Source organism: Streptomyces sp. NPDC006733, from assembly GCF_040636125.1.
In the GTDB taxonomy this organism is placed as follows: domain Bacteria; phylum Actinomycetota; class Actinomycetes; order Streptomycetales; family Streptomycetaceae; genus Actinacidiphila.
In genome coordinates this window covers 135,980-155,538 of record NZ_JBEYJD010000019.1, presented here as the reverse complement: position 1 = coordinate 155,538, position 19,559 = coordinate 135,980, and the positions used below count along the sequence as shown (strand labels likewise).

Annotated in this window: 16 protein-coding genes and 2 pseudogenes; 12 read left to right on the top strand and 6 right to left on the bottom strand. The window is 70.4% G+C overall.

Translation table 11 applies throughout. The features are described 5' to 3' along the window. Positions 1–61: 61 nt before the first annotated feature. Positions 62–3,352, top strand: coding sequence for an AAA family ATPase (locus ABZ721_RS18965; RefSeq protein ID WP_358789764.1), 3,291 nt, complete (start codon positions 62–64; stop codon positions 3,350–3,352). Positions 3,353–3,578: 226 nt separating this feature from the next. Here the strand turns inward: ABZ721_RS18965 and ABZ721_RS18960 are convergent, their stop codons facing one another. The 3 genes and pseudogenes from ABZ721_RS18960 to ABZ721_RS18950 all read right to left on the bottom strand — a co-directional run bounded on the left by ABZ721_RS18960 (position 3,579) and on the right by ABZ721_RS18950 (position 5,421). Beyond that, positions 3,579–3,923 carry a transposase gene (locus ABZ721_RS18960; RefSeq protein WP_358789763.1) on the bottom strand — a complete coding sequence of 115 codons (345 nt, stop codon included), beginning with the start codon at positions 3,921–3,923 and terminating at the stop codon, positions 3,579–3,581. Positions 3,924–4,399: 476 nt separating this feature from the next. Continuing rightward, positions 4,400–4,813 (bottom strand): annotated as a pseudogene (locus tag ABZ721_RS18955) (VOC family protein). A 104-nt stretch (positions 4,814–4,917) separates the two neighbouring features. Further along, positions 4,918–5,421, bottom strand: coding sequence for an SUKH-4 family immunity protein (locus ABZ721_RS18950; protein ID WP_358789762.1), 504 nt, complete (start codon positions 5,419–5,421; stop codon positions 4,918–4,920). A 1,030-nt stretch (positions 5,422–6,451) separates the two neighbouring features. Between ABZ721_RS18950 and ABZ721_RS18945 the strand changes: the two genes are divergently transcribed. Beyond that, a complete protein-coding gene (locus ABZ721_RS18945) occupies positions 6,452–6,805 on the top strand; it encodes a WYL domain-containing protein (RefSeq protein ID WP_358789761.1) in 354 nt (117 codons plus the stop codon). Positions 6,806–7,102: 297 nt separating this feature from the next. On the opposite strand, the gene ABZ721_RS18940 is transcribed toward ABZ721_RS18945, so the two are convergent. Next, positions 7,103–8,221 (bottom strand): acyl-CoA desaturase, encoded by a 1,119-nt coding sequence (locus ABZ721_RS18940; protein WP_358789760.1) that lies wholly within the window; start codon positions 8,219–8,221, stop codon positions 7,103–7,105. Positions 8,222–8,228: 7 nt separating this feature from the next. Further along, entirely contained in the window at positions 8,229–9,284 is a 1,056-nt protein-coding gene (locus tag ABZ721_RS18935) for a ferredoxin reductase (protein ID WP_358789759.1), read from the bottom strand. A gap of 86 nt (positions 9,285–9,370) precedes the next feature. On the opposite strand from ABZ721_RS18935, the gene ABZ721_RS18930 reads away from it, so the two are divergent. From ABZ721_RS18930 to ABZ721_RS18905, 6 genes and pseudogenes are all read left to right on the top strand, one after another. Next, positions 9,371–10,510 carry a helix-turn-helix domain-containing protein gene (locus ABZ721_RS18930; RefSeq protein ID WP_358789758.1) on the top strand — a complete coding sequence of 380 codons (1,140 nt, stop codon included), beginning with the start codon at positions 9,371–9,373 and terminating at the stop codon, positions 10,508–10,510. 684 nt (positions 10,511–11,194) lie between these two features. Continuing rightward, entirely contained in the window at positions 11,195–13,276 is a 2,082-nt protein-coding gene (locus ABZ721_RS18925; RefSeq protein WP_358789757.1) for a hypothetical protein, read from the top strand. A 66-nt stretch (positions 13,277–13,342) separates the two neighbouring features. Further along, a complete protein-coding gene (locus ABZ721_RS18920; RefSeq protein ID WP_358789756.1) occupies positions 13,343–13,501 on the top strand; it encodes a hypothetical protein in 159 nt (52 codons plus the stop codon). A gap of 68 nt (positions 13,502–13,569) precedes the next feature. Next, positions 13,570–13,722: a hypothetical protein gene (locus tag ABZ721_RS18915; RefSeq protein WP_358789755.1), complete on the top strand. Its 153-nt coding sequence runs from the start codon at positions 13,570–13,572 to the stop codon at positions 13,720–13,722. Between the two features lie 397 nt (positions 13,723–14,119). After that, positions 14,120–14,795, top strand: a pseudogene (locus ABZ721_RS18910) (SUMF1/EgtB/PvdO family nonheme iron enzyme). A 527-nt stretch (positions 14,796–15,322) separates the two neighbouring features. Then, positions 15,323–15,688, top strand: coding sequence for a YbjQ family protein (locus tag ABZ721_RS18905; protein WP_358789754.1), 366 nt, complete (start codon positions 15,323–15,325; stop codon positions 15,686–15,688). A 28-nt stretch (positions 15,689–15,716) separates the two neighbouring features. Here ABZ721_RS18905 and ABZ721_RS18900 read toward each other — a convergent pair whose 3' ends face one another. Beyond that, a complete protein-coding gene (locus ABZ721_RS18900) occupies positions 15,717–16,475 on the bottom strand; it encodes a MerR family transcriptional regulator (RefSeq protein ID WP_358789753.1) in 759 nt (252 codons plus the stop codon). Positions 16,476–16,954: 479 nt separating this feature from the next. Between ABZ721_RS18900 and ABZ721_RS18895 the strand changes: the two genes are divergently transcribed. The 4 genes from ABZ721_RS18895 to ABZ721_RS18880 all read left to right on the top strand — a co-directional run bounded on the left by ABZ721_RS18895 (position 16,955) and on the right by ABZ721_RS18880 (position 19,447). Then, positions 16,955–17,176 carry a hypothetical protein gene (locus ABZ721_RS18895; protein WP_358789752.1) on the top strand — a complete coding sequence of 74 codons (222 nt, stop codon included), beginning with the start codon at positions 16,955–16,957 and terminating at the stop codon, positions 17,174–17,176. Between the two features lie 635 nt (positions 17,177–17,811). Then, the gene (locus tag ABZ721_RS18890) at positions 17,812–18,231 is read left to right on the top strand and encodes a hypothetical protein (protein WP_358789751.1); all 420 of its coding nucleotides are present in this window, start codon (positions 17,812–17,814) and stop codon (positions 18,229–18,231) included. 2 nt (positions 18,232–18,233) lie between these two features. Next, the gene (locus tag ABZ721_RS18885; protein ID WP_358789750.1) at positions 18,234–18,479 is read left to right on the top strand and encodes a helix-turn-helix transcriptional regulator; all 246 of its coding nucleotides are present in this window, start codon (positions 18,234–18,236) and stop codon (positions 18,477–18,479) included. Then, the gene (locus ABZ721_RS18880; protein WP_358789749.1) at positions 18,476–19,447 is read left to right on the top strand and encodes an NAD(P)-dependent alcohol dehydrogenase; all 972 of its coding nucleotides are present in this window, start codon (positions 18,476–18,478) and stop codon (positions 19,445–19,447) included. The genes ABZ721_RS18885 and ABZ721_RS18880 overlap by 4 nt, the downstream gene beginning before the upstream one ends. Positions 19,448–19,559: the final 112 nt, after the last annotated feature.

Genomic DNA, 19,559 nt, shown 5'->3' with positions numbered 1-19,559 from the left:
GGCCCCCCTGGTCGGCGGCTTGCGGGGCACCGGGGCCTGTTCGTGTACCGTTATCGGCCTGATGGGCGTACCAAAGGCCGGACGGACGGCACCACCCGCACTGCGCCTCTACCTCTTCGACGGATTCCGGGCGGTCCGTGACACCGGGGCACCCTTGGCCGAACGGTGGCCCCGCCCCAGCGCCCGCATCCTGGTCAAACTGCTCGCTGTCACCCCCGGCCACCGTCTGCACCGCGAACAGGCCATGGAGACCTGCTGGCCCGACACCGACCCGTCCGCCGCCGCCGGCAGCCTTCGCGTCGCCCTGCACGCCGCCCGGCACGCCCTCGAACCCGAGCTCGCCCCCCGCGCCATCTCCTCCTACCTCAAGGCCGACGGCGGACTGCTGCTGCTCGACCCCGCCGCCGTCTGGATCGATGCCGACCACACCGAACAGGCCGCCGAGGACGCCCTCGCCGACGGGCGGGCCGAGCACCTCGCCCGCGCCATCAGCCAGTTCACCGGCGAACTACTTCCCGAAGACCGCTACGCGCACTGGGCCGAACCCCGCCGCACCCGGCTCGACCGGCTGCGGGAACAGCTCCTGCTCCGCCTCGCCGCCGCCCACCTCGACCAGGACCGCCCCGAGGACGCCGCCGTCTGCGCCGAACAGGTCCTCGCCACCAGCCCAGCCGAGGAACTCGCCCACCGCCTGCTCATCGACGCCTGCCTGCGCCAGGGACAGCGCCGCCGCGCCCTGCTCCAATACCACCAGTGCCGCGAAGCGCTCGACGCCGAACTCGGCATCCGCCCCGGCCCCGAGACCGAACGCCTCCACCGCGCCGCCCTCGCCGCCGCCCCCGCACCCGCACCCGCCCCCGCAGCACTCCCCGCCCGTCTGCGCAGCGCCGCGCCCGCCCCGCTGCACGGCCGGGAGGAGGAACTCGGCCGCCTGCTCGCCCCCGCCGGGCCGCCCGTCCGCCTGCTCACTGGCGAGGCGGGCATCGGCAAGACCCGCCTCGCCGCCGAGGCCGCCCGCCGCGCTGCCGGCGGCGGCACCGCCGTCCTGTGGGGCAGCGGCCAGGACGCCGAGGACCACACCCCCTATGGCATCTTCGCCGCCGCCCTCGACGGCTGGCTCGCCGAGCACGGCCCCGCCGAACGCGCCAGGGTCGGCGCGGAGTACCCCGAACTCGCCGCCTTCCTGCCTTCGCTGGGCCAGGTGCCGACCGGTGCCGCCCGCAGCCCGCAGGAGGAGCGCGACCGCCTCTTCCGGGCCGGGGCCGCCCTGCTCGGCGACCTCGCCGCCACCCGCTCCGTCCTGGTCGTCCTCGACGACCTGCACGCCGCCGACAGCGGCTCCTACCAGTTGCTCGGCCACCTCGCCCGGCGCGCCCACGACCGCGGCACCCTGCTGCGCTTCCTCGCCACTTACCGTGAGGAGGAGCTCCCCGACGGCGACGCCCGCCGCCGGTCTGTCGCCGCCCTGCTCCGCCAGCAATTGGCCGTGAAGGAGGAGCTGGGACGGCTGGGGGAGGCCGCCGTGCTGGCCGCCGTCCACGACGCCACCGGCCGCGCCGCCCGCCCCGATGTCTGGGAACTCTCGCTCGGCAACCCGCTGTTCGCCCTCGAACTCGCCCGCGAAACGGGCCCCGGCAGCGACCGGAACCGACCCCCGGCCGGAGTGCGCGACCTGGTCGGTGAACGCCTCATCCGGCTCGACCCGCACGCCCGCCGCTTTGTCGAGGCGCTGTCGGTGGTCGGGGGCGAAGCCGCCCTCGCCGAACTCCTCGACGTCGCCGAGCACGGCCTGCACCCGCCCGTCGCCGGCGCCGCCGCAGCCGACGCCGTCGAACACGCCATCGGCGCCGCCCTCGTCGAGGAACGCCAGGTCGTCATCGCCGGACGCGCCGAACCCGGACTCGCTTTCCGCCACCCCCTCGTCCGGCTCACCTGCTACGACGGCCTCTCCGCCGTCCGCCGCCGCCAACTGCACATCTCCTACGCCCAGGCCGTCCAACGCCGCCGCCCCGACGCCGTCGACACCCTCGCCTCCCACTTCACCCGCGCCGACGACCCGCGCGCCGCCGACTACCTGCGCCGCGCCGCCGAACGCGCCGCCGCGCTCTACGCCAACGACACCGCCGACCGCTACTACCGCGACCTGGTCGCCCGCCTCGACATCGACGCCGCCCGTGCCCGCCTCGCCCACAGCCAGGTCCTGCGCCGGATGGGCGAACCCGGCCGCGCCGCCGAGACACTGCGCGCCGCCCTGACCGACTTCACCGCTCGTGGAGACCATGACGACACCGTCACCACCGCCGCCCACCTCGCCGAAACCCTTGCCCGGACCGGCGAGCACAGGCAGGCGGCCGCCGTCTTGGACGCTCACCCGCCGCAGGCCGCATCCGGCCCGGAGGCCCGCGCCCTATACCACCTCGCCCACTCCACCCTCCTCATGCTCGGCGGCCGCCACGAGGAGGGCCATCGTGCCGCCCGCCGCGCCCAGAATCCCGCCCAAGGCCTCTCCGGCCCCACCGGCCAGCTCCTGCAAGCTCGTTCCTACGCCATGCAGGCCGTCAACCTTGGCCTGGCCGGCCGCTTCGGCGAAGCCCGGCGGGCCGGCGACCGGGCCCTCGCTCCTGCCCAGGCGTACGGCGACCCCGTCCTGCTCGGCTCGGTGCTCTCCACCCTGCGCGAGAACGCCCGCCGGCACGGCCGCCTGCACGACGCCGTCCGCTTCGGCCGCCAGGCCCTCCACCACGCCCAGCAGTCCAGCAATCCTGCCGCCACGGCCTTCGAACAGCTCAATCTCGCCGAACTCCACCTGCTCCTTGAGGAGTTCGCCACCGCAACGGCGTTCGCCGAGGCCGCCGTGGCGAGCGCGGACTGGGAGGACGCTTGGCCCCTGCCGTACGCCTTGACCGCCCACGCCCGAGTCTTGCTGCGCACCGGCCGGGTCGACCGCGTCGCCGGACTCCTCGAACGGGCCAGGGAAGCGGCCGACCGCTCCGCCGACCGCCAGGCCCAGCGCGAAGTGTTCCGCGCCAGCGCCGAACTGGCGCTGCACACCGGCGAAACCGCGCAAACTGCCCATCACGCCCCCGACCTGGCCGCGCGCGCCCTTCTCGCCGCCGATCGCCCTGCCGAGGCCGCAGCGGTCGCCGCCGCCGAGGCCGCCAGGGCCGCCGCCAGCGGCGAGCGCCTCGCCGAGGTGGAGGCGCTGCTGGCCCACGCCGCAGCCCTGCACGCCCTCGGTGACACCCCAGCAGCAGCCACCCCGCTGACGCACGCCGAAAGCCTCTGCCGCGCCCTGCCCTACCCGGCCGGCCTCACCAGGGCCCGTGTCCTGAGGGCGACGCAGGAGAGCTGATGGCGCCTTGAGCGGGGGGTGCCCTGCCACTGGATGGTGCAACGACCGGACCTGGGCTCGTAGCGCCCGGGACGAGTCTCGTAGTCATGGGCGCTGCGGCGGTGCTTGTCGATCCACGCGGAAGTCTGCTCGACTACCCGACCAGGTGGGGGCACCACGAAGACTTTCATGTCGTCGGTGCGTTTGCTCACCTCCGCAGGGTGGTTCAGGTCCGCCGTCGGCCAGGTCACGAGGCGCCCGGGATGCCTTGTCGGCCTGGTCCACTGTGATCGTGCCGCACGCGGGGCGCGGGCGGGGTCAGCAGTCGGATGGCCACCTCCTTCTCTTGAAGGCCGGCCATCGTGGCGAGCACGGTGCGTGGCAGGCCGCCCGTGTCGACTGCTACGTGCCGCTTTGCGCCCGTTGGGCCCCTTGCGCCGTCATACCCGCGACTGCCGGTAGGTGCCGTGTCAGCTCCGCGCACCGGGTGTAGGTCGATCGCCGTTGCGGTGGGCAAGGGTTTGCGGTTCTCACGTACGCGTACCTGATCGCGCAGAGCGTCGTGGAGGCGCTGCCATGATCCGTCGCGCACCCGGCGCCGGTGGATTCCGCGTACCTCGTCGTCGGTGGCCGGAGCTGGCGCGGCAACTGCCGCCGCGCACGACAGAGGAGATCGCGTCGAGCATCATCGGCGCGGATGCTTCTCCGGCCGGCCGCTTCTGCCTCGCGTATTGGCTGGTGCAGGCAGGTCGCGCTGGACAATCGCCCCTGCTGGTCCCCCCATCGGTGAGGACGGGCGGGCCCGACAGCCGGCTCCGCCGCAGCCTGGTCACGGGCGGGGCGGACCCGGCACAGGCAGACAGGCGGGACGGACGCGAGAGCTCCTGGTAGGACTGAAACGCGGACACCTCCCGCCCTACCAGGGGCTCTTGGCCGTGTCGTGCATGTCCGCAGCAGGTCCACCCCCGGCCCGGCCGCTCACCGACCGCAGCGCGGCCCGACGGCCACCCGTCCGGTCCCGGTCCTCGTAACGAGGACTCGTCGCAGACCGACCCCGCTGCGACGCCGCTACGCCCGGCCGGTACCAGCCTGCTCAAGCGGCGCCAGCCACTCCTGGAGCTCGATCAGATTCCCTTCCGGATCCTCCAGGTACGCGACTCGTATCCGGTCGCCCATCGGGCCTGGATCCCGGGTGAACTGCGCCCCGCCGCGAAGTGAAATCGGCATGGGCGGCGTCGAGGTCGTCCACCCGCAGCACCACCAGCGAGCGGTATCCCTCCGGCTCCGCCCCCAATCGCCCCAGCACGCCGCCCATCTGCGCCCGGTCCTGCACGCGATCGCGGCGTGCCCGGTATCGGGGCTGAGCTTGGCGTACGGGCCGCTCCCAGCCTCGAACTGCGGCTTGAGTCCGAGCACGTCCCGATAGAAGCGATAGACGGCGGGGAAGTCGGACACCATCAGACGTATCTGGGTGAGTTCCATACTGATCTCTCTAGCCCAGTTCTGACTCCATCGCGATCCTTGCCGAGAGCCCCGCGGGCGTTCAGCGACGCACACCAAAACTGGAGTGCTGGCGTACTTCAGCCCTACCAGTTCGCGTAGTCGCCCATCGCGACGTCGTCACACAGGGTCTCCCAGAACCCGTTGTGTGCCAGCGCGGTGTCATCGAGGGCGACGAGGAGCTCGCGCAGATCGTCCGCCGCCTCGTCGAATTTCTCCGCCTCACCCTCGTCGTAGAACGGGAAGCGGGCGATGACGGCTGCCACGCACCGGTGGAAGGCCCCGAGGTCCCGGTTCACGTGGTTGACGTCCGGAGCCTCGGTGCTGGGGATGTGCACGATGAGGCGCGAAGCCGCATCGACGCCGATCAGCCCGAACACACTGCAGGACCCGAAGACGACCACCCCGCACTCGCCGAACCCGTCCAGAACTGCCGCCTCGGCCAGCGGTCGGTACTCGTAACCGATCAGTCCCGCCGGCACGCCGGCCTGCCCCAGGTCGACGGCGATCTCCGCGGGCACCCGCGGCGAGCAGCCGATAGGGGCCACGGCGTACCGGGGCCGCGGCAACGGCGGCAAGTCTCGAATCACGTAGACATCATCCTCGTGCTCCCGTCGTGCGGAACCCGCAAGTCGGGCCCCGCCCACTGCCCGGCAGACCCCGACACCGCGGATTCACGTTCAGTATCCCACCGCCTGCGGTAACACTGATCCAGTGAAAGAAGCCTCCACTGAGCCAGCGCCCGTCGTGCCCGGCAGAGACGACCTCCGCGACATCGGCAAGGGCGTCGGGAGTTTCGTGGCGTCGCCAAGCTGGCCAAAGGAGTGAAGCACCATGGGCGTCACCCTTGACAGGGCACCCATCGCGAGCCAGGCAGACCTGCACCGGGATCTCGCCGGGCCTCTGAACTTCGGTCCGTATTGCGAACACAACCTGACCGCCCTGTGGAAGCGTCAGAGCAGGGATATCGAGCGCTCGGTGGGACCGTGTAGGAGAACGCTGAAGCGGAGTTCGTCCTGGCACAGGTTCAGGAAGGCTCCCTTGAACATGGACGCTCGTCGTCCGTGCTCATCTACCCCTCGAAGGGAACCGCACCCGGAGCGGTTCCTGCGCCACGGGTCAACACACCTCGGTCACCTCCCACGGTCTGCTTTTGCGGTGAGGTCGCTCAGCGTCGACCTAGAAACCGTCCAGCTGACCCAGCATGCCTGGACCGTCCGCTGCGACAGCACCTTCTGCAAGGGGATCGCTGGGCGCGTGATCCGCCAGTACGTCCCGGAGATCGACCTCGAGACACGGCAGAACCCGGTCGCGGGAGCCACATAATGGCTCTTGATGAAGAGGTTGCAGAACCACCCGGGGAGCAAGAGTCCGGACAGCCCTTTCGTCGCGAGGCCGACGACACGAAACGAGTCTCCAACCGCGAGGAGCCTTTCCGGTTCGGGCGGCCTGTAGGCAAGGACCCGGACGACACATGGCAGGCCGTCTGCGGCCACATGCCCGATAACCAGAACCAGGACATCGCCAACCCCCTTGGCGTGCGGAAATTCCCAAACGCGCGCACAGGACGGTGAAGCCTTCTATGGGGGAACCCCAGGATGCGAACACTGCGCCCTGGGCGTGTCCTCCGCCAACCCGACCGACGATCCGGTGAACCGGCCCGAGGACTTCGACCTCGCCACCAGCTGGCGCCAGATCGCCGACGAGCTCGACCGCCAACGAACACCCCTGGAGGTTCAGGCGCTCTGCACACCCCACGGCATCGGCATCCCGCGGATCGGACTCGGCGATCGGCTCGACGTGGGAGGCACCACGGCCGACGGCCGCATCCAGGTCGTGATCCGCGGCCGCGACCCCTACACCCTCGCCGGCGAACTCGCCGGACTCGTAGCATGGCTCGAAGTGACCGGCCCTGCGCCCCTGCGAGCCCACCTGGCCTCGATCGGCGACGCGCTCATCGAACGCTACCGGTGAGACCGCTGTGCTGCTGTCCGGAAATCTCGAGTCGGACCCGCTGTGCGGCGAACGCAGCGTCGTACAGCGGGTGAGGGCAGGTCAGGGTCTCAGCTACCGAGGTCGCCTTGCCGGTGGAGACGGGTGCATCCACGCCCGCGCCCCATGGCCGGCCTCAGCCATCAGGCCGAAGGCCCCGCGCAGCCCACCCACGTAGTGCTCACGATCGCGACCGCTGCCGACCACCGCGGGCCGGCAGCGCGACAGGCGGTGCTACGACGTCACATTGGCAATCACGACAGTCGTTTGACAACAACCCTAGGAAGCGATGAGCTCCAGCTCACGGTCCGGCGTCGTGGCCTCGGGCTTCCTGTTCGGCAGCGAGAGCCGCCAGACCTTGTGCCATGCGGAGTACACCTGCTTGGGTAGCGGCCCCGTGACGTACTTCAGCTCGTACTTCTCGAACAACGCGCGCACCTTCACCGCGACCTCGGCGTACCGGTTGCTCGGCAGGTCCGGGAACAGGTGGTGCTCGATCTGGTGCGACAGGTTGCCGGTCATGAAGTGCATGGCCTTGCTGCCGCTGATGTTCGCCGAGCCCATCATCTGGCGCAGGTACCACTGACCGCGCGTCTCGCCCTCGATCGACCGGCGCTCGAAGACCTGCACGCCCTCGGGGAAGTGCCCGCACATGATCACCGAGTGGGACCAGATGTTGCGGACCAGGTTCGCGGTGAACGTGGCGGCGAGGGTGGCGGGGAACGACGGGCCCGAAAGGAGCGGGTGGATCACGTAGTCCTTGAGTACCTGCTTGCGGATCTTGCGGCCCACGGCCCTGGCCCGCGCGCGGAACTCCGGGTCCTTGCGGCGGCGCTTGCCCAGGTTCTTGCCGAGTTCCAGATCGTAGGCGGCGATGCCGTACTCGAAGAAGCAGGCGTTGATGAGGTTCCATAGCGGCTGGCCGAGGTGGAACGGGTGCCACCTCTGGTCCTCGTCGACGCGCATGATGCCATAGCCGAGGTCGTTGTCCTTGCCGATCACATTGGTGTACGTGTGGTGCAACTCATTGTGCGCGTGCTTCCACTGTTCGGCCGGCGAGACATGATCCCAGTCCCAGGTGGTGGAGTGGATCTTCGGATCCCGCATCCAGTCCCACTGGCCGTGCAGGATGTTGTGGCCGATCTCCATGTTGTCCATGATCTTCGCCACGGACAGGCCGACGGTGCCGATCAGCCACGCGGGCGGGAAGATCGAGAACAGCAGGACGCCCCTGCTGACCAGTTCGAGTCTGCGCTGAGCCGAGATGATCTTGCGGATGTAGGCGGCGTCCTTCTCACCTCGGCTGGAGATCACCTCGTCACGGATCACGTCCAGCTCGCGGCCGAGCTCCTCGATCTGCTCCGCGGTCAGGTGGGCGGTGGGGTCGATGGCGGTCAAGGCGCTCCTACCGTTCGATGTAGCAGGGGCCCGCCGCGGCGGACACACAGGTCTGGATGAGGACGCCCGGCTCGGCTTCGGTGATCTCGCCGGTGCGCAGGTCGCGGACAGCGCCCGCTATGAGCGGCGTGACGCAGCCGAAGCAGATGCCCATGCGGCACCCGGACGGCATGAGCACGCCGGCCTCCTCACCGACGTCCAGCAACGGCGTGGCGCCGTCCGCGTCGACGGTCTTGCCGGTGGTGCCGAACGTGACCTCGCCACCGTCGCCGGCGACGACGATGCTGGGGCGGAAGCGTTCGGTGTGCAGACGCTCTGGGACGCCGTGCTCGGTCCAGTGCTCTTCGGCGGCGTCGAGCAGGCCGGCGGGCCCGCAAGCCCAGGTCTCGCGCTCGGCCCAGTCCGGCACGAGTTCGTCGAGACGGGCGATGTCGAGCATGCCGTCCGTGTCGGTGTGCAGCTCGGTGAGCCGCAGCCTCCTGTCCGCGACCAGGTGGTGCAGGTCGTTGCGGAAGATCACGTCGTGCGGCCGTGGCGCGGAGTGGACCATGACGACGTCGTCGAGCTCGATGTCGCGCAGCATGCCCATCACCGGCGTGATGCCGCTGCCGGCCGTAAGGTAGAGCACCTTGGCGGGCTTGGCCTCCGGCAGCACGAAGTCACCGGTCGCCTGGTCGAGCTGGATCAGCGTGCCCGGTGTCGCCTTGCGGACCAGATGATTGCTGACCTTGCCGTCCGGGATCGCCTTCACGGTGATGGTGATCCGGCCGTCCCGGCGGTCCGTCGGCGAGGTTACCGAGTATGCACGCCACAGGCGCACCCCCTCGACGTCGACCCCGATCCGCACGTACTGACCGGCTGTGTGGCCGCGCCAGCCTCTCCCCGGCCTGATCACGACAGTCACGGCGTCGCCCGTCTCGGGGTGCACGGCCTCGATGCGCCCTCGCAGGTCGGCACCCGCACGCAGCGGACTGATCAGGTCGAGGTAGTCCGACGGCAGCAGCGGCGTCGTGAGCATCCCCAGCAGGTTCCACGCCCTACCGCGGAGGGCTGTACTCGTCATGACCCCAGCTTGATGCACCTCTGGGGGTAATGTCCTGTCCGTAGGATGTGAATCTGGGCAGTCTATTTGTTCACAGGGAACAAAATATGAATCACGCAATCCGAAGGGCCAGCGAACTGATCCTCGATGAGACGACGGTCACCGCGCTCCGGGCCGCGCTGAGGACCACCGCCGACGAGGTCGTCCAGGCGATCATCGACGAGGTCCCTCCCTACGCCAACGCCCTCTCGGGACGCATGGGCTCCACCATCCGCCGCGCTGTCCGCACCGCCCTGGGCCTGTACCTGGACCTCGCGAGCGGGAACGCCACAGGCGGCGACGCCAGCGACGCAGCCTACGAACTGGGCCGCGGCGAGGTCCGCGACGGCCGTTCGATGGACGCCCTGCTCAGCGCCTACCGGGTCGGCGCCCGCGTGGCCTGGCGAGGCCTGGCCGCAGGTGCCGTGCCCGCAGGTCTGCCCGCCGCCGAGGTCGCCAAGTTCGCCGAGCTGACCTTCGCCTACATCGACGAGCTCTCCGCCGCGAGCGCCGCGGGCCACGCCGACGAATTGGCCGCCCGCGGCCGCGCCCACGAGCGCCACCTGGAACAACTGGCCCGCGACCTTCTCACCGGCGCGAGCCCCGACGCGCTCCTTGCCGCTGCCGGGCGGGCCGGGTGGCAGCCGCCGCTTTCACTGACCGCAGTCCTGCTGCCCGCCGCCCAGGCCCGCCCCGCCTACCGCGCGCTCGACCCGGGCACCCTCATCCTCGACGATCTGCCGGACGCCTTCGGCGTGCTGCTCGTCCCCGATGCCGACCGAGCACATCTTCTGAGGCAGCTGCCCGACCGCACCGCCGTGGTCGGCCCGGCCCGGCCATGGACGCGTGCGTCCGCCTCGTACGCACGAGCCGTACGCGCGCGCTCCCTCTCCTCCGATATCCGCGACACCGAGGACCACCTGCCCGAGCTGGTACTGAGCGCCGACGCGGACGCGTTCGCGGACCTGCGTGCCCGAGCCCTCGCACCGTTGCTGGCCTTGCCCACCACGACCGCGCGACGCCTTGAGGAGACGTTGCGGGAGTGGCTGCTGCATCAGGGCAGGCGGGACGAGGTGGCAGCGGCGCTGTTCGTCCACCCCCAGACCGTCCGGTACCGGATGTCCCAGGTCCGGGAGCTGTTTCCCGACCTCGGGACCCCGCAGCGAGTCCTCGAGCTGACGCTGGCGGTCGGTCTCCGGGTGGGCTGATGGGCTCTTCGAACTCCACGACCGCATCCCCGAACGGTCCAGGAACCGTGCCTCGCTCTGGTGCGATCGGGGCTCCTGAGGCCGGGGGAAGGAGCCCTACGACCCTGCTGGGGCTGGAGACTCATAAGGACCAGGCGCATTCGATGACTGCTCCCACCAGTAACGCAATGGTGCGTACGGGGCCCTGCATCACGGCACTTGCGGAACAAATACACCCCGCCGATACCTCTCAAAAGCTTGGGGTCCTGCGTGAAGTGCTTCGAGGGCGCGCCCGCCGACCCCTCCCCCTACGCCCCTCCCCCCGCAGCCCACGGACCGGCCGCCTGATCCACCAACCCCTCAAGGGAGAGTCACCGTGGCTCGGTTCACCCGCCCCGCCCCCGCGCCGGAGACCGGGACACCAAAAGGCACGAGCGCCGCCCGGCGCTAGCGGATACTGGGCGGCGAACCCGTCCTGGTCCACACCGCCGACACCGACCCGGCGACCGCGTACTACGCCATGGCAGTTATCGGCTGATGATTGCAGCCACTGGACGGGGGCTTTGATGTGGTGCTGAACATGCGGGCGAGGATCGCCGCGCGGACGCACGGTCCCCAAGGGGACGAAGCATGCACGCTGACGCAGGCCGCCACAGGCGACAGGCCCTGACCGTCCTGTCGGACCCAGCTGCGAGGATCGGTCCCATGGAACCCGCTGACGCCCTCGCCGGCCTCGACGCCCATCCCTGGGCCTCCGTCTCGCACGCCTACGGCCCCGCCGAGGATCTGCCCGACCTCCTGCGCGCCCTCACCGAGGGCGGCGGGGAGGCCGAGGAGGCGATCTCCGAGCTGTACTCGTGCATCCTCCACCAGGGCACGGTGTATTCCGCCAGCGTGGACGCCGTCCCGTACCTCGCCCGGATCGCCGCTGCTGCCGGGCCCGGGGCGACCGAAGTCCTCTGCCTGCTCGGCGGAATGGCCGAGAGCGAGGATGAATGGAAGATCGCTCCAGGCGCTGTCCGGGCCGCCGTGGTCACCTACGTCCCTTTGTTGATACCGCTGCTGACGCATGCCGTCGTGAACGTCCGGCTGCTCACCGCTTGGACGCTAGGCCACACCCGCAATCCCGAGGCCGCCCTGGCCGCCCTGCAAAGCCGGTGGACGGCCGAGGCCGATCCCGATGTCCGGGCCGAACTGCTCATCGCCCTCGGCCGGGTCGACCTGGCCGGCGCCGCCCTCGAGACGCGCGCGCTGCTCGGTACAGACACGCCCGCGCCGCTGCGCCTGGCCGCGCTCCTCGTCGCTCTGGCCGCCGGGGAGCCGTGGACCGACGCCCACCACAATGCCGCGCTCGGCCTGCTGCCCGCCCGCGAAGTCACCATCGACCGGTACAGCTTGCGCCACCGAGAGCCGCTGCACGCGATCGTCGACAGCCTGCTGCGCCGCGAGACCACGGCAGACCGCGAGGCCGCCTTCGCCCTGCTGGACTCCGCCCTGCGCGACGGCCGCCCCGAGGTGCGAGCCGAAGCGCTCTCCGCGGCCGATCACGCCTGCTACCTCTCCCGCAGCGCTCCCACTCGACTCGTCCCGGCGATCGCCCCACTCGCCGCCGAGTACCCGGCGTCAACCCTGCTCGGCAAGCTCGGCCCGGCCGCCGCCCAGGCCGCGCCCGCCCTCGCCGAACTCGCCGCCCAACCCGATGACGAGGCGGCTGACCGGGCCTTGGCCGTGCTCGTGCGGGTCGCGCCCCGACAGGCCGCCCCGCTCCTGGCCCGGAACCTCGACCGGCGGCCCCGCGCGCTCGACGCGGCAGGAGACTTCCATGCCCCCGCCTTCCCCTTCGACCCGGCCCTGCTCGCCGCGGTCCGCACACGCCTGGCCGCAGACGGGCTCGGCAACAACGAGACCGCCGCCCTCGTCCACCTTTTGCGTCAGTGGGGCCCGCAGGCCACTGCGGCCTTGCCCGAGCTGTACGCCGCGCTGCCCCGCTTCCCGTACGCGGCCACCGCCATCACCGCCGTGGCAGCCGCCGGCCCGCAGACCGAGCGCGATCAGGCCGGCGCCGTGCTGCGTGCCGCCGCCGAGTCGCTGATGGTGGCGCGGGCCCACCACGACCTCACCGGCGAGAGCGACGTTCTGCTCGACGGCGTCACCACGGCGCTCAGCGCCGGTCCGCGCGACGTCGCCGAGGCCGCCCAGGCCGCCGCTGCCCTGGGCGCGAGGGCCGTAGGACTACTCCCCGCCCTGCGGACAGCCGTCAGCCAGGACGTTGAGCCGACCACCCCGCAACTGGACACCAACATCGCGATCGCCACCGCCCTGTGGCAGATCGACGGTGCCGACGAGGAAGCCGTCACGATCCTGGCTTCCGTCCTCGACCGCACCACCGGCAACCAGCTCCGGTACCGGTGGACCGCCATCCGCGCCATCCGCGCCGCCGCCTTCCTTGGCCCGGCCGCCCGGCCCCTGATCCCCCGACTTGAACAACTGCTCGCTGACCCCGAGAAGGCCCCTGCTGCCGCCCTCGCACTGCTCGCCATCACCGATCCGAACGTCGTCGACCTTGGCCAACTCGTCGAGGCGGCCCTCCACTCCGCCGAAACCGGAGCGGACATTTCCGGCGCTTGCGAGGCTCTCCAAGTCCTCGGTGCCACCGCCCTGAGCACCCACCAGCGCCTGCGCGTCGCCCAGCTCGCCGAGCAGGACCGGCGCATCGTCAACTCAGGTGTCGCGAACAGCATCATCCGTGAGGACGAGCGGCTGCGCGCGATCGTGACCACCATCTGATCCCGAGACCGGGGCGGACGAGGAATCGATCAGCGCGACGGCCCGCCCCGGATAGCGTGCTGCCGAATGAATCCTGGTGCAGGCCGTTCCGCCATCGCCGGATCGGGTGCCGAGGACGTCCCCACCACCGAGACCACACCCGGCGGCCGCACAGTGTGCCGGTTCCGTCCGGCCTGCCTGCCCGACAACCAGGACACGGCCGCCGCCGAGGCGTCTGCCGAGTGAGGTGCGCGCCTCCGATCTCATCTCCGCGATCGTGGCCAGCTGCGCATGTTCTCCAACGCGAAGGCACCGTGTTCGACGATCATCACAGATGCGTCGTTGAATTCCTCGGGCGGCGTGTCGTCGCAGACGCAGAGCGCGATATGCCCAGCGAAGAGGTGATCAGCACGGAATCGATGCCGAACGGGTCGATGGAGCCGACCCGCAAGGGCCGCGACACCTGATTCCCGGAGGGTCTTGGCAACGCCTGCCTGCACCTACCGGCTCCGGACGGCACGCCCGCAGTGAGTGACGACGCACACGGCCCCGCCCCAGGTCACCCCGCGACACAACGAACCCAGTCCCGGGCAGGCCGAGTTGTAGTGCTTCGGCCCAGCCGAAAAGATCCCTGGAGACCTCCGGAAGGCGCCCACCCCGCCGACTGCCCGCACCCGAGCAGCCACCCCCGGCCCGCGGCCGACCGGAGCGACCGGAGCACATCCAGCCGGTCCGGCCTCCCCCCGTCGCCCGGCTGAACAGACCGGGAGTCCGCGACGCCCGGTGCGGATGCCTTGACGGTGTTCACACGTAGCGGACACGAACCGACTGTGCAGGAGTACGGCTGCGATGAACCGTCAAGCAATGCCGTGCCGATTGTCCGTTGATCCGGTGATCGACCTGCCCGCCGGCGCCATCGTCCTGCGGGATGAAGGCACGAGGACGGACTGGTCGATCGAGGTGGCCGCCTTCTGGCTGGCACCGACCCCGGTCACCCGCGAGCTTCACACCACAGTGCTGGACACGGCGCCGCCGAGCTCCGCAGGCCCACAGACCCCGACGACCGAGGTCTCCTGGTTGGACGCCGTTTGATTCTGCACCCGGTATTCGCAGGCCGCCGGCCTCACTCCGTGCTACACGCTGGGCGACAGCCGCGACGCGGAGGACGTGGTCTGCGACGGGGAGGCCGACGGCTACCGCCTGCCGTCCGAGGCAGAGTGGGAGTTCACCTGCCGGGCCGGGCGGGTGGAGGCCCGCTACGGAGACCTGGACGCGATCGCCTGGTATCGAGGCAATTCCCAGGGCGAGTTGCACAACGTCGCGCTGCGCGCGCCGAACGCGTGGGGATTCCACGACATGATCGGCAACGTGTGGGAGTGGTGCTGGGACGTCTACGACCCTCGCGTCTACGGCCCCTACCGCGTCTTCCGCGGGGGCGGCTTCTTCGACGAACCCCGGGGATGCCGAGTGTCGTGCCGCCGTAAGAGCCGCCCTACCCTCGCCATCAAACCTCGGGTTCCGGCTCGCCCGTTCCCGGTGAGCGCCGCACAGAGGACGGCGGCGCGAGTACGCGACCGCGTCCTCGGGGCCAGGCGTGATCGCCGAGCTGCTACCGTCGCCCATCGGCACCGGCAAGCTCCTTCGTGGACTACGCCGCGGCGCTGACCGCCCTGTAGGCCGTGTCCATGGGTGCCTTCTGATCATCGCGGCGTTGTGGGGATGCCTGCCGGATCGGCGGACCGTACCGGCTGGCCGGATGGATCGTCAGCATCGTTTCCCCTGATCATCACCGGTTCCCGCAGCCGCGCGGGGCAGCCGGAACCGCCAGGCGACGCAACGCTGGCAGGCCCCTGATTTGCCGGGCGCGATGCCCGCCCTCGGGCACGCTGGGGCGCCAGGCGACATCCATGCCCGGTGACCGGGTGGCCCTGCTGGCGGATCTGGTTTGACAACACCTGCCGCCGGATCTTCCTGGCTCCAGCGGAGCAGCCGCGGCTGGAGGAGTCCCGGGCACGTCCGGAGCAGTCCGGAGTGCGGAGGTCGTCCACAGGGACGACTGTTTCCTTCATGGGTATCGAAGATTTCGGTGGCGGCCAGTCCGACCAGGCTGATGTCCTGGTGGTGACCACGAACGAAGCGCACGGCTACCGCGTGGAGAAGGTGATCGGCGAAGTGTTCGGGCTGACCGTGCGCTCCCGCCACCTGGGCAGCCAGATCGGCGCCGGGCTCAAGTCGATGGTGGGCGGTGAGCTGAAGGGCCTGACGAAAACCCTAGTGCAGACCCGCAACCAGGCGATGGAGCGACTCGTCGAGCAGGCCCGCGCCCGTGGGGCGAACGGCGTTCTCATGATGCGCTTCGACGTGACGGAGGCCGCTGACGTAGGTACCGAGGTGTGCGCGTACGGCACGGCGGTGGTGCTGGTGCCGGGGTAGCCCTGCGGCCGGGCTTCCGCGCTCCGGTTCACCTGTTGCGGGCGGCGTTGGCCAGGATCGCCTCCTGTAGAAAGGCGGCCAGGCCCTCCTTGTCCTTGTCGAGGTTGTGGCGGAAGCGCTCGTCGGCGACGAACATCTCGCCGAGAGCGGTGTGGATCTCGTAGCCGCACGCGTAGTGGACCCGGCAGATCTGCTGCCGGTGCTCCTCAGCGAGGTCCATCGCGGCTTCCGAACCGGCCTTCTGGCCGGAATCGATCACCGCGATCAGACGCCGGGTCCACTCCTCGTTCGCCTCCTTGATCCGCAGCCAGTCCCGCTTGCTGTACAAGGCGGCCCGGCGCTGAGACTCCCGGTAGGCGTCGGTGTCGCCCCAGCGGCGTTCGACCTCCTGCGCGTACTGCTCGGGGTCGTGGTCCCCGAAGACCTCGAACTTCTCCTCGGGCGTGAGGTTGATGCCCATCTTCTTCGCCTCCATAGCTCGTTCGACGGCGGCGGCCATCTCCCGGAGACTGCTGATCCGGGCGGACAGCAGCTCGTACTGTCGGCGCAGGTGCGCTGAGGGATCGGCAGCGGGGTCGTCCAGCAGGGTAGCGACTTCGTCCAGGGGGAACCCGAGCTCCCGGTAGAACAGGATCTGCTGGAGCCGGTCGAGGTCGGCGTCGTCATACCGTCGGTGGCCCGCGTAGCTGCGGCCGACCGGGCGGAGCAGCCCGATCTCGTCGTAGTGGTGCAGGGTGCGCACGGTGATGCCGGCGTATCCCGCGACTTCTCCCACGGAGTAGCCCATCGTTTCGCCGCTCCTTTCCTTCCCGCTTCCGGTTTCCACCGTGACGCCTCACGTCGCGTGAGGTGCAAGCAGCACACTCGATCGCCTGCCCACCAGGTGCTCGGCACTGCCGGCCGCGACCTCGTGCACGTCGCCCCGCCATCAATGCCTCCACGCAATACCACCCGCCGCCGAGTGCCGGCGCTGCCGACAGTCGTGGGCGTGTCAACGCCGAGGGCTCCCGAGGCGCGTGTGCACCATGGCGATCACCGAGTACGACGCCGCCTGGCCCTTCGAGCCGGCACAGGCCGTGCGGCAGCCGGCGTGGACCCCACTCGCGCTCTGCCCGCCAGGTTCCGCCCAACGTTATGCGGCCACGGCCGGCGCCAACCAGCTGCAGGGATCGTGCTCGGTGAGTTCGGTTGGGTGCTCCCTGTCCGGATGGGTCCTGTGGACGTGGGCGTTCTGCGCTGTGGGACGGCCGACACCTGCCCGCCGCGGTGTCCATCGGCGCTGCTTCCACCCGCCACCACGCCTTCGCGCAGGCACTGCGAGCTGCCGACACCTCGATGTACGCGACCGAGCACGCCGGCCGTCCCCGGCTGTGGGCCCGGTGCGACTCCCTTGCCGACAACGTCACCGGCCGCCGCACCACCCACCTGCACACGCCCGCTGCACAGCGCGTGGCCGGCCCAAAAGCGCATCTGCCCTGGCTGTCGTGAGCCGCTGGTCTTCGCCGGCTAGGATTTCGCCGCGTCCCGGCGGCGCGACACGAAGGCATGGTCGGTGATCCTCGCCTGCCGCGACGCCTTCACTCCGGAAGGCCGCGACGAGGATCCCCCCTCTCGGTCGGACGCCACGCCCCGATAGGACCTGAGCGTCGCGCCGGAGGGTGGCTGATGAAGCACCGGGTTGGTGGGATCGCGGGGACGGAGCCGTCCTGGGTATCCCCGTTCACCGGCCTGAACCCCCGTGCGTCCGAGAAGCGGATCGAGATGCTGCGGCGCCAGGCTACCGGCGCGGTGCGCCCGGGACGTCCCTGATCGCTGGCCCGGGAGAATTGCACGCTCCTCGTCGCGGCCTCCTGAGGCACGAGCCTGAGGCTGCGACAGCCACTGTGTGAAGCCTAGACGTCTGGACGGTGCGCCCGGCTCGCCGGGGAGAGCGCACCGGGCGTGGTGTGGCGCTGCCGCGAAGGCCGGGCGCGGGGGACGCGCTGCCGGGAGGACTGCCAGGTTCTGACTACTGCCGTTCTGCGATTCGGCCTCCGTGGAGCGAGATCGGCACGCACAGCCCGGCCACATTGCCGATGTAAAGAACGATAGACATCGTGTCAGCTCTGCCATACATTCATGGCATGTCATACGACGAGAAGAACGCCTGGGTCTACGCCGTGGTCGCGATCGGCGGCTACGCGGGCTACCTCGCGGTGATCCTCGACAGGGCACAGGGCGTCCCGCTCAGCACGGTCGCCTACGTCCTGCCGATGATCCTGGCGGTGGGTGCGGCGGCCGTCGCATCGGTCGTCGGTCACCTTGTGATCGCCGCTGCCTGGCCCACCGAGGCCGGCAGGACCGACCAGCGGGACAGGGAGATCCACCGGCATGGCGAGTACATCGGCAGCATGGTTCTCGCCGCGGGCGTGTTGGTTGCGCTCGGCCTGACGATGGCGGAGCTCGACCACTTCTGGATCGCCAATGCGATCTATCTGGCGTTCGTGCTCTCCGCGCTCTGCGGGACCGCGGTGAAGCTCGGCACCTACCGCCGGGGGTTCTAGCCGTGGGGAAACCGACCAAGGTCACCAACGACATCCGGCGCCTGCGGTTCGCGAACGCCGAGATGACCCAGGCAGAGCTGGCGGACCGCATCGGTGTCACCCGACAGACCGTCATCGCAATCGAACAGGGCCGCTATTCGCCCTCCCTGGAGATGGCGTTCCAGATCGCCCATGCCTTCCGGGTGCCGCTCAGCGAAGTTTTCCAGTACCCGGACAACGGACCGGACGACGCAGGAGACACACCATGAGGGCTGTTGTCCAGGACGCCTATGGATCGGCGGATGTCCTGGAACTCAGGGACATCGACCAGCCCCTGGTCGGCGACGAGGAGGTCCGGCTGCGCGTGCATGCCGCGAGCGCCGGGATCGGAGACTGGCACGTCATGACCGGCAAACCGTACCTGATCCGGTTCTTCGGGTTCGGACTGCGCAGACCCCGGGCCCGCGTGCGCGGCATCGACGTGGCGGGGAGCGTGGAGGAGGTCGGCGGCAGCGTGACCCGGTTCCGGCCGGGCGACGAGGTCTTCGGCACGTGCGACGGCGCCTTCGCCGAGTACGCGTGCGCTCGGCAGGACCGCCTCATACCCAGACCGGCGCACCTCAGTGCGGAGCAGGCCGCGGCCGTACCCGGCTCCGGAGTCGCCGCCCTGCAAGCCCTTCGCGACCAGGGGCAGCTTCAACCCGGCGAGAAAGTCCTGGTCATCGGGGCCGGAGGGGGTGTGGGGACGTTCGCGGTGCAGTTGGCGAAGGCGCTCGGGGCGCATGTCACGGGGGTGTGCGGCACGACGAAGGCCGACCTCGTCCGCTCCATCGGGGCGGACGAGGTCATTGACTACACGCAGGACGACTTCGCGGACGGCACCCGGCACTACGACCTCATCCTCGACACGGCGGGCAACCGCCCCCTGTCGTTGCTGCGGCGCGCCCTCACCCCCGAGGGGACCCTCGTCATCGTCGGGGCCGAGGGCGGCGGGCGATGGCTGCAGGGCTCGGACCGCCAGCTCCGGGCGATGCTGCTGTCCCCCTTCGTGCGCCAGAAGCTGCGCGGGCTCATGTCCGTGCAGCGCGAGAGGGACTTGCGGTACCTGGCGGAGCTCATCGAGGCGGGCAAGCTTGATCCGGTCGTCGGCAGGACGTACCCGCTGAGCAAGGTCGCCGACGCTATGCGGTACCTGGAGGAGGGACACGCGCACGGCAAGGTCGTCATCACCCTCTGAACGCGGCCGCCGGCCGGTTCGACACCGGAAGCCTCCGCACGGTCATGACAGCGGCGATCGGTGCTGCTGGGGAGGAGAGCACGACATTGCACGTTGATCACCAGCCCGCGTT